Origin of the sequence: Candidatus Jidaibacter acanthamoeba, assembly GCF_000815465.1 — a bacterium.
In the GTDB taxonomy this organism is placed as follows: Bacteria; Pseudomonadota; Alphaproteobacteria; order Rickettsiales; family Midichloriaceae; genus Jidaibacter; species Jidaibacter acanthamoebae.
In genome coordinates this window covers 1-10533 of the sequence record NZ_JSWE01000076.1, presented here as the reverse complement: position 1 = coordinate 10533, position 10533 = coordinate 1, and the positions used below count along the sequence as shown (strand labels likewise).

At 43.1% G+C, this 10533-nt stretch carries 11 protein-coding genes; 8 read left to right on the top strand and 3 right to left on the bottom strand.

Annotated elements, in window-relative coordinates; translation table 11 throughout:
- Positions 1 to 112: 112 nt before the first annotated feature.
- Both NF27_RS02605 and NF27_RS02600 read right to left on the bottom strand, forming a co-directional pair.
- On the bottom strand, positions 113 to 580 hold the full coding sequence (locus NF27_RS02605) for an alpha/beta hydrolase (protein WP_204367856.1): 468 nt from the start codon (positions 578 to 580) through the stop codon (positions 113 to 115).
- 220 nt (positions 581 to 800) lie between these two features.
- Positions 801 to 1712 (bottom strand): LysR family transcriptional regulator, encoded by a 912-nt coding sequence (locus NF27_RS02600; RefSeq protein ID WP_039455494.1) that lies wholly within the window; start codon positions 1710 to 1712, stop codon positions 801 to 803.
- Positions 1713 to 1832: 120 nt separating this feature from the next.
- On the opposite strand from NF27_RS02600, the gene NF27_RS02595 reads away from it, so the two are divergent.
- From NF27_RS02595 to NF27_RS02580, 4 genes are read left to right on the top strand one after another with little or no spacing between them, the layout of a single operon-like run.
- A complete protein-coding gene (locus tag NF27_RS02595) occupies positions 1833 to 3056 on the top strand; it encodes an MFS transporter (protein ID WP_204367855.1) in 1224 nt (407 codons plus the stop codon).
- Between the two features lie 23 nt (positions 3057 to 3079).
- Positions 3080 to 3478 carry a (R)-mandelonitrile lyase gene (locus tag NF27_RS02590; protein ID WP_039455493.1) on the top strand — a complete coding sequence of 133 codons (399 nt, stop codon included), beginning with the start codon at positions 3080 to 3082 and terminating at the stop codon, positions 3476 to 3478.
- A 7-nt stretch (positions 3479 to 3485) separates the two neighbouring features.
- Complete coding sequence (locus tag NF27_RS02585; protein WP_204367854.1) at positions 3486 to 3923, top strand: cyclophilin-like fold protein; 438 nt, start codon at positions 3486 to 3488, stop codon at positions 3921 to 3923.
- Position 3924: 1 nt separating this feature from the next.
- On the top strand, positions 3925 to 4974 hold the full coding sequence (locus NF27_RS02580) for an alpha/beta hydrolase (RefSeq protein WP_084212762.1): 1050 nt from the start codon (positions 3925 to 3927) through the stop codon (positions 4972 to 4974).
- Positions 4975 to 5343: 369 nt separating this feature from the next.
- Here the strand turns inward: NF27_RS02580 and NF27_RS12320 are convergent, their stop codons facing one another.
- Positions 5344 to 5484 carry a hypothetical protein gene (locus NF27_RS12320; protein WP_161791777.1) on the bottom strand — a complete coding sequence of 47 codons (141 nt, stop codon included), beginning with the start codon at positions 5482 to 5484 and terminating at the stop codon, positions 5344 to 5346.
- A gap of 719 nt (positions 5485 to 6203) precedes the next feature.
- On the opposite strand from NF27_RS12320, the gene NF27_RS11060 reads away from it, so the two are divergent.
- The 4 genes from NF27_RS11060 to NF27_RS02560 form a co-directional block, all read left to right on the top strand.
- Positions 6204 to 6932 carry a type II secretion system protein gene (locus NF27_RS11060; protein ID WP_053332517.1) on the top strand — a complete coding sequence of 243 codons (729 nt, stop codon included), beginning with the start codon at positions 6204 to 6206 and terminating at the stop codon, positions 6930 to 6932.
- Positions 6933 to 7217: 285 nt separating this feature from the next.
- Entirely contained in the window at positions 7218 to 7511 is a 294-nt protein-coding gene (gene groES / locus NF27_RS02570; protein WP_039455491.1) for a co-chaperone GroES, read from the top strand.
- Between the two features lie 28 nt (positions 7512 to 7539).
- On the top strand, positions 7540 to 9204 hold the full coding sequence (groL, locus tag NF27_RS02565; protein ID WP_039455490.1) for a chaperonin GroEL: 1665 nt from the start codon (positions 7540 to 7542) through the stop codon (positions 9202 to 9204).
- Positions 9205 to 9536: 332 nt separating this feature from the next.
- The coding region (locus NF27_RS02560) for a hypothetical protein (protein ID WP_039455489.1) at positions 9537 to 10533 on the top strand (997 nt) is incomplete at its 3' end.

Below are 10533 nucleotides of genomic sequence, written 5' to 3'. Positions count from 1 at the left end.
AGTTACTCCATCTGAATAAGATGGTAATGGGTCTGTAGCTGACATGGTTAAAGCGAAATTGAGATACTACCCTAAAAAGAGTTCATGATCTGCCTACAGTCATCAAACCAGATTAGATGGTTCTTGCGTAAAACTTAGTCAGTTTTTCGATTGCAGCGTCCACATACTTGGGAACCCAGTAGGTTTCGATATGCGTTGCGCCGTCGATCTTGAGCAACTCTTTGTCTTTCGTGCCGGTGGCCTTGGCAAAGGCTTGCTCTGACATGTACAGGCTGTCGGCCTTGCTGCCCGCGATCATCAGCAAGGGTTTGTCGATCAGTTCGATCTGGTTCGTGGCATCGAAGCTCATCAGGTCCAGCAGGCTGCTCATGGTGTACTTGAAGGTCGAGTTGGGGTGCGCGTGCGTCTTCCAGTAGTACTCGTAACCCTGCCGATACAGATCAAACGGCAATTTGGCGATCTGCTCATCTGTCAGATTGGCGTCCCCTGCATAGAGAATTTCCCCACCTGCCGCCTCTTGGGCGCGGGTGTCTGAGGCCTGTTGCAGGCGTTCCTGAATAGTGGACAGTTGGGAATCCATGTATCCATTGCGACGAACCAACCCGGAGTTGAACATGCTCAACGTCGCAATCGATTTGAATCGCTTGTCGGTTTGCGATGCTTTCAGTGAATAGCCGCCGCCACCTCCCTAAAGCCATTATCGCAGTTTACGGGGATTCTAGCCCCCTCAAAAACACTCTACCGTATGGCGAAAAATAGTCAAAACTTATGTAGCTATGTTAGCTCTAAGAGATTTGTTTCTAACTATTTTTTGCTACAGGGCGATAACGTAATGTTTCAACCAGCAGCATAAAAGCTAAGGAAGGCTGTGTGATTCTAGGGTAATAAAGATAGAACCCTGGAAACGGTAATGACCAATCGTCTAGTACTGCCTCCAAGCTGCCGTCTTGCAAATAAGGCGCGGCCATATCCTTTGGAATAAACGCGAGTCCCATACCCAAGCGTGCTGCATGAAGAATCTGATAATTACCATTCAAGGTAAGCTGCCCGTCCACATGCACTTTCACCTCATGATGACCTTTCTTTTCAAGTTCCCAAGCATATAGCCCTCCACTCATAATTTGGCGCAAATTAATACAGTTATGCTGGTTTAATTCCTGCGGCGTTTTAGGGCGCGGGTATCGGGTAAAATATTCAGGTGAAGCAACCGCCAGCATCCGTGCATCCGGGCCTATACGCACGGCGATCATGTCTTTCGTCAAAAACTCATCATACCGCACGCCTGCATCATAGCGCTCTGCCACAATATCCGTTCTGCCATAATCAGCGGTCAACTCCACCTTAATGTCAGGGTATTCAGCAAGAAATGTTTTTAGTTTGGGAATTAATATAGCATCTATTGCATGGTCAGATGCGGTGATACGAATCGTTCCTGCCGGTTTCTCACGAAGCTCATTGATCGCGGCCAGTTCTGCTTCAATTTCTTCAAAACGGGGTTTAATTTTCTTTAGGATGCGCTCTCCGGTTTCGGTGGGAGCAACACTGCGGGTAGTGCGAACCAATAGCTGCACCCCAAGCCGGTCTTCCAGCTTTTTCATAGAGTGACTAAGGGCAGATTGTGACACGCCCAATTTGGCGGCAGCCTTTGTGAAACTCCGCTCTTTTGCCACCTCAACAAAGATAAGCATATCATTGATGTTATCGCGCTTCATTGATGAACCATATTCATAACCGTAATTAGATTTTACTATCTAGTAATAAATAACAGATTCGTTTATGATGTTCAATAATGAATCGAACTAAGTTGTAAACCACAGGAATACAAAAATAATATGGAAATCTCAGCAGCAGAAAAAATGACCCAATCTGAAACTAGCAAAGGAATTACTCCTACGTGGGGCGCGGTGGTGTCAATGGCGCTTTGCGCTTTCGTGCTTATCGCTTCCGAATTCCTGCCGGTTAGCTTACTCACTCCCATTGCTACTGACCTTCATATTACTGAAGGTTATGCAGGGCAGTCTATTTCTGTATCTGGCTTATTTGCGCTGGCGACCAGCCTGTTTATCTCCGCGCTTATCGGTGGTGCCGACCGGCGGCGTGTAGGGCTTTTCTTTACGTCCCTAATGGCGGTGTCCGGCTGCATGGTGGCTTTTGCTCCCAACGCCACTGTTCTTATGGTGGGAGGTGCCTTGCTGGGTATGACTATCGGCGGTTTCTGGTCAATCTCGGCTGCCATTATGATGCGCCTCGTGCCGAAAGAATCCGTGCCGAAAGCGCTGGCTATTCTCAACGGGGGTAATGCTCTGGCTACAACGATAGCTGTGCCGTTAGGCAGCTTTCTCGGCAGCATCATCGGCTGGCGTGGCGCATTCTTCTGCGTCGTTCCATTGGCTGTCATCTCATTTATCTGGCAGTGGAAAAGCCTTCCGCACCTTCCACCAGAACGGCAGACCAAACACGCCAAAGATGTTTTCAAGTTGCTATCACAGCGCCGATTCGCACTTGGGATGATCGCGGTCATGCTTTTATTCATGGGCCAGTTCATGCTATTTACTTATTTGCGCCCGTTCCTTGAAGTGGTGACGAAATCAAATGATTCCTTGCTATCTCTTATTTTGCTGGGAGTGGGCATCGCCGGATTTGTTGGAACCTATCTTATCGACATTCTTTTAAAGACCCACCTCTATAGCCTCCTGATATCCATTCCGGCTGTCATGGCGGTTGTCGGTATCGCATTAATTTTTAATGTATCATGCGTGCTTACTACAAGCCTGTTGCTGGCTGTATGGGGACTGATAGGCACGGCAGCGCCTGTGGGCTGGTGGACTTGGCTCAGCAAAACATTACCGGAAGATGCCGAAGCGGGTGGCGGTTTAATGGTAGCGGTTATTCAACTGGCAATCACGCTTGGAGCGGTTATCGGTGGCGTTTTGTTCGATCATTGGGGCTATGCAACTACATTTACCTTTGCCGCTATGATCTTGTTCACCGCTGCAATGGTAGCATTCATCACCTGGCATGATTCAAGGGCGCGGCTTATTCCGCAAACAGTGTAACAATTAAAATAAAGGGAACTACTATGATTTTGAAACGCAACGGCTCACAAGCCTCCATGCAAGGCCCGGAAGAATGGTTCACCGGCAATGTACGCATCGACCCTATTCAACTACAGCCAGTGGAGCCTTCAAGAATAACATCGGCTCTGGTGACATTCGAGCCGGGTGCGCGCACTAACTGGCATACGCATCCGCTCGGCCAGCTTCTCATCGTCACCTCAGGGAAAGGCTGGACGCAATGCGAAGGCGAACCCAAGGTGGAAATCAACGCCGGGGATACGATTTGGTATCCCGCTGGGCATAAGCACTGGCACGGCGCTACCTCTACCAGCGGCATGAGCCATATCGCTGTTCAGGAAATGCTCGATGGTAAGAATGTCGAGTGGCTGGAGAAAGTAACGGACGAACAATATGCGAAATAGCCGTCCCATGAAGAAAGCATCGCTGCCGATGTTAGCTATAGCGATCTTTCTGGCTTGGCCCGCTTACGCACAGGAGGACAAGATGAAAATAAAAATAACGATTAATCATCAAACCGTCACGGCAACGATGGAGGACAGCCCAACGGCGAGGGATTTTATTTCCCTGCTGCCACTAACCCTGACGCTAGACGATTACAGCAAAACGGAAAAGATCAGCGACCTGCCGAAAAAACTGACGAAAGAAGGCGCTCCGGCAGCCATCAACCCAAAAGCCGGCGATATCGCATTTTACGCCCCGTGGGGAAATTTGGCGATTTTTTATCGTGATGGCCACCATTCACCGGGGCTTATTAAACTCGGAAAAATGGACTCAAGCATGGAGGTTTTCAAAGCCTCCGACTCGATGAAAGCAACCATCGAAATTTTAAATAACGGAGGAAAATAAAATGCAGATCACTAAACGCATTCGCACGTTCATCACTATACTAGGAGTATTCACCATGACAAACACATCGGCAATGGCTCAGGACATGTCCAATGGAGCCAATAATTTTTATAAAAGCGAGAAAGTAACGGTTCAAAAAGTTACTTTTAAAAACCAATACAATATGAAGGTTGCAGGCAACCTTTTCACGCCAAAGGATGTGAACAAGAGCGCTAAAAGCGCATCTATCATCGTAGGGCATCCTATGGGCGCGGTGAAGGAACAGAGCGCCAATCTTTATGCTACAAAACTGGCGGAACGTGGATTCGTTACTTTATCCATCGATCTGTCTTTCTGGGGCGAGAGTGAAGGCCAGCCACGCAACGCGGTTTTGCCGGATATGTATGCGGAAGATTTCAGTGCTGCGGTTGATTACCTCGGCATCCAACCTTTTGTCGATAAAGAGCGGATTGGCGTGCTTGGTATCTGCGGCAGCGGAAGCTTCGCCATCAGCGCGGCTAAAATCGACCAGCGCATGAAAGCGATAGCGACGGTCAGCATGTACGATATGGGCGCTGCCAATCGTAACGCGCTTAATCACTCACTAACTCTTGAACAGCGCAAGAAAATCATCGCTGACGCTGCCGAGCAACGCTACATCGAGTTTACCGGCGGTGAAACTAAATACACCAGCGGGACGGTTGATGAACTGACGGAAAAATTAAACCCCATCGAGCGTGAGTTTTACGATTTTTACCGCACGCCGAGAGGTGAATTCACGCCTAAAGGCGCGTCGCCAAAACTCACCACGCACCCCACGCTAACCAGCAATGTCAAATTCATGAACTTCTACCCGTTCAATGATATTGATACGATTTCTCCGCGTCCGATGCTGTTCATCGCTGGTGAAACCGCGCATTCCAAAGAGTTTAGTGAAGATGCTTACAAACTAGCCGTCGAGCCGAAGGAACTGCTTATCATACCGAGCGCAGGTCATGTTGATATGTATGATCGCGTGAACCTCATTCCGTGGGACAAGCTGGATTCCTTTTTCAAGAAAAACCTCAAATAGAAGGCTGAACATGCGCCCTAAAATTATTTGCCACATGACCAGCTTAGTTGATGGGCGTTTGCTCACTGAGCTCTGGACAAAACCAGCTGCCGGAATCAGCAAGGATGCATTGTTTGGTCATTACGACACCATCCACCATCGGTTTCAAGCCGATGGCGGGTTATGCCAAAGGAACCGCCTGTAAAGTGGATGCGCCGATATCGTAAACCAGCCCACCTTTCGGGATCTAATGCCGCGCAATATGCGCCACCGCGCCTATAACCATGTCGTACCACAGCAATTGTTCGCCGGACGTGCTTATCGAAGGTCGAGGCTACCGAAATACTCTCAAACGTCCATTCACGGGGTATTTTCATAAAAATAACTTGGTTATTGTTGCCATTCTTCACCCGGCGTAATTTTTACCGAGCGTATACCATACCGCGAATACATGGCGCGGGTGGCAGGGTTGTTTTCAATCGCCAGCATTTCCACATTGGCGTATTTCGGTAGCACATGTTCTTTAAGCATGCGCTCTTTTGCCAGCGGCGACGTGAGGACATAACGATTAAAAAGTGCTTCATCCGGTTGCCAATCGGTTTTTTCTTTAATACTGGTAATGGTAGCTGAGTAATATTGCGCGGGCCGTGGCCTGCGTTTTGCTCAAATATTTGCCGCCTTGAATCTGCCGCATGCCCGCTTGATTCATGCTGGTTGCAACTGTCGGTGCGCTATATCGTAAAAGAATTCTCGCATTAAGGAGATGCTTTAGTTCTTGTCAATTTCCTCGCTTGTGTCCACGCGGTAAGGCTCAAATGGCGTAACTTACACGCCAATTGATAGCAGGATTTTTGTTTCGCAAAGATGGCCCGCGCCTCTGCAATGCCGTTCTCCTATTGAATTACAAAGCTCTTTCTTGATACCGCATAATATAGGCGGTGCACGCCACCACGCCGCGTTTCATTACGTCGTGCAGCTAACGTCTTAATCTGTGCAGGTTTTGCGTGATCGTGTGCAGGTTTGGGGTGTGTGACTATGCAGCTACCTGTATCGGCTCCCATTCGTAGTATCTTCCGGCGTGGGGTTCTGAACACTTGAACAATTTGCCCATCCCTTGAAAACCTCTATAAATGCACCAATCCGGTTTGATGTTATTCCGTGCTGGTGCACCATAAAATTCTTTTCCTTAAGAGCTAAATCTGATGTAGTATTATAATATATATACTATAATGTATTAGAGCTAAGAATTAATGAGAAATAGAAAAGGTTTTACTTTACTGGAAACTTCGATCGTGCTTGTAATAATAGCACTAATTTTTAGCCTAGTCACCTATGCAGCCGGTCTTATTAAGCAAACTCAAACAAAATCTCTAATTACTGAATTAAGTCAATATCAACAAATTATAGAAGCTTTTAGAACTCGGTACTTAGCGCTTCCGGGTGATTTCGCAAATGCATATTATGCTTTTGGTGATGCCTGCTCTTCGTCAGCTTCCGATTGCAACGGAAATTCTAACGGGATTATAGAGGGGAATAGTACAGTAAATGATGTAGAAGCACTAAGAGCATGGCAGCACTTATATCTGGCTGGGTTTTTAAGTACTGCTTATCCGGGGATTGCGACTACGGGCGGCCAATCCGATATCGGTGTGAATATTCCATCTTCGGCATGGCCGGGTGCAGGCATAGAACTAAATGCAAGTGCTACTACACAAAATGGCACAAGCGGTAATGCAATCCAAGTTGCCGGATTTACATCTTCTTCTGCGGCAAGGTCTCCGAATATAATGACTCCGCTTGACGCTTGGAATATTGATTCCAAAATTGATGATGGAATCGGCAAAAAAGGAAAAATATTAGGGTTTAACAGCGGCTCCGGCACTACCTGCGTCGGTAGTGATAATTTAACTTATAATTTAAATCTTACTACTAAAGTATGTTACATAAAATATTTATTATACCCTGATTTTAACAGTTAAAAGAAAGTCTTAATAGTTTTGAATAGAGTTTCTAAGGTTTATAATAATATTGTATAGATATCTGAGAGCAACTTTAAAAATAAATTAGAACATTTAAAGAGTTATATTTAACTTAACATTTTACATTATAATAAATAAGGAAATTCCTAATCTTTATCTATACACATAATCATATAAACACCCGATTACCCAAAAAAATTATTTTTACCTCTTGAAACAAATTTATTAGCCCCTATATAAGTAATTACAAAATTTTGTTTTAAATTAATAATCCGAGGTAAATTTATGGAAGTTAGACCATTACACGATCGTGTTCTTGTAGAAAGATTAGAACAGGAGCAAAAAACCGCTTCAGGAATTATCATACCTGATACCGCGCAGGAAAAGCCTATGCAGGGAAGAGTGGTTGCCGTGGGTAAGGGTAGCATAGATGAAAAAGGACAAGTTCGCCCGTTGGATGTTAAGGTTGGTGATAAGGTTATGTTCGCTAAATGGGGCGGAACTGAAATTAAACTGGAAGGCAAAGAATATTTAATCATGAAAGAATCCGATATTCTTGCAATTATTGATGCTGCGTAAATTATAAAAATTATAGAGGTAAAAAATTATGGCTGAAAAATTAATATTTAAAGGTTCAGAAGCTAGAAAAAAAATGCTCGAAGGGATTCAAATTGCTGCTGATGTGGTGGCTTCAACGCTAGGACCTAGAGGAAGAAATGTAGTAATCGAGAAATCATTCGGTGCTCCACAAATTACAAAAGACGGTGTGACTGTTGCCAAATCTATTGATAAACTTGCAGATCCGGTACAAACCGCAGGCGTACAGGTTATTATCGAAGCTGCAAAAAAAGCTAATGATAATGCAGGCGACGGAACCACAACTACAACTGTGCTAGCAAGAGCGATAGCTGTTGAAGGTATTAAAGCGGTTGCTGCCGGAATGAATCCGATGGATATCAAACGTGGTATAGATAGCGCAACTGATAACGTGCTTGATCATATTAAGAAATTATCAAAAAGTATTCAATCTTCAGCGGAAGTTGCTCAAGTTGCAACTATTTCTGCCAATGGCGATGTAAATATCGGGGCGAAAATTGCAGAAGCATTTGAAAAAGTAGGTAAAGATGGTGTAATTACCGTTGAAGAAGCTAATAAAAGCGATGAATTTGAAGTTGAAATCGTTGAAGGTATGAATTTTGATAGAGGCTATCTCTCTCAATACTTCATTACCAATGCTGAAAAGATGACTTGTGAACTTGAAAATCCGTATATTTTACTTGTTGAGAAGAAAATAGGGAATTTACAACAACTTCTTCCTATTCTTGAGGCAGTAGTACAGGCAGGTAAACCTCTTCTTATGATTGCTGAAGATGTTGAAGGTGAAGCGCTTGCAACTCTTATTGTTAACAAGCTTCGTGGTGGTTTAAAAGTTGCGGCGGTAAAAGCTCCGGGCTTCGGTGATAGAAGAAAAGCTATGCTTGAAGATCTCGCAATTGTGACGGGCGGACATGTGATCAGTGAAGAGCTTGGGCATAAGCTTGAGAACACAACTCTTGATTCTTTAGGTACTGCCAAGAAAGTTATAATCACTAAAGAAGATACTACTATTGTTAACGGTGGCGGTGATAAGGAACAAATATCTTCTCGTTGTGCACAGATTAAAGCTCAGATTGAGGAAACCTCTTCCGATTATGATAAAGAAAAACTACAAGAGAGACTTGCTAAGCTTGCAGGTGGTGTAGCTATCCTTAAAGTTGGCGGGATTACCGAGATGGAAATTAAAGAGAAGAAAGATAGAGTAGAAGATGCTTACCATGCAACTAAGGCTGCTATTGCCGAAGGTGTCGTTCCTGGCGGCGGGTGCACTTTATTATATGCTTCGAAAGTTCTTGAAAACTTAAAAGGTAAAAATGCTGATGAGCAATCCGGTATTAAGATTGTCCAAAGAGCTCTCTGTGCTCCATTAAAGCAGATAGTTGAGAACTCTGGAGAAAATGGTGCATTAGTTGCCTCTAAGCTTCTTGAGCAAAATGATGTTAACAAAATCTTTGATGCACAAAATCATGAATATGTTGATGCATTTAAAGCCGGTATCATTGACCCGACTAAGATTGTTAGAACTGCACTACAAAGCGCGTCATCAGTTGCAGGTCTCATAATTACTACTGAAGCAGTGGTTGTTAATAAGCCTGATGATAGTAAAGATGCTGCATCAATGGGTGGTATGCCCGGAATGGGCGGCATGGGCGGCATGGGCGGTATGGATTTCTAAATCCTTACTCTCATCTTCATACAAACTATACTTAAAAACAAAGAACCTTGGGTTTCCTCAAGGTTCTTTTATATATTCTATGTACGATAGTATAAAAATATTTTTTAAAATAAAAACTTTATAATATATAGTGCATATGGTTTTTAGTTAATTTTTTAATATTGTATTCTTTATTTTTTCTACTATTCCTTTAAAAGAAGTTTATTTATATATCTTTAATATAAAGCTTAAAAAAATCCATTTATGCTTAAAAAAAGCTATATTGATAATAATATTGTAACATTATTACTGTATAATATTTGTTATATTATAATTAGTAATACTTTTAAAAGATGATTTCGAGAGAAACAATAAAAAATTCAATATATAAAGTAATTAACGTTGCTTCGGTGCCTGTTACTTATAAAGTAGTGAAATATGGTGTGGTGGCAGCCGCATTACCATGTGTTGCTGCCTCTTTCCCGGCTTCAGGGGCTGCGCTTGCAGTTATTAATTCCTATAAGTTTGCTACTTTTTTTGCAGATACTGCCGGTTCACTATTCTTAGGATATTATTTCGGTAATAATATTAAAAGTACTACCCAAATCTCACTTGAGACATTAGAACCATATGTTTTTGCAGGCGTTGAAAACATATATGATTTCGGAGAGAATGCAATAATACCGGGTATTACGAGTTTATTAAGTTCTATAATAGATTACTCATCTTCTTTTTTAAGTCTCACTAAAGATACAATGTATAATCTTTCCAGTAGTGCTCTATCAATAACAAGCAAAATAGGTGAGTATAGTTTAAACTTTGCTATTGATTCAATGCTCCCTCTTGCTAAAGCTACTTTGAATATATTAATTGAATTCGGGTATGAAATCGAAGAAGCTCTAATTTCTATTACTAAAGATATTATCTCTAAGAGTTTGCAGGAATTAGCTGCAAAAGGAGAGTTGTTTCTTGATACTCTAATACATATTTCTGAAAACATAGTTAAGCCATTTGCAAGTTGGTCAGCTGAAAAGATGGTCGAAGCAGGTATTTTAGCTAAAGACGTTGCCGCTTATACATTTGAAAATATAGTTAAACCTTTTTCTATATGGTCAGCTGAGAAGTTAGTTGAAGCAGGTATATCAGCTAAAGATGCTGCTGCTTATACATTTGAAAACATAGTTAAACCTTTTTCTATCTGGTCGGCTGAGAAGTTAGTTGAAGCAGGTATTTCAGCTAAAGACGCTGCTGCTTATACATTTGAAAACATAGTTAAGCCATTTGCAAGTTGGTCAGCTGAGAAGTTAGTTGAAGCAGGTATTTCAGCTAAAGACGCTGCTGCTTATACAT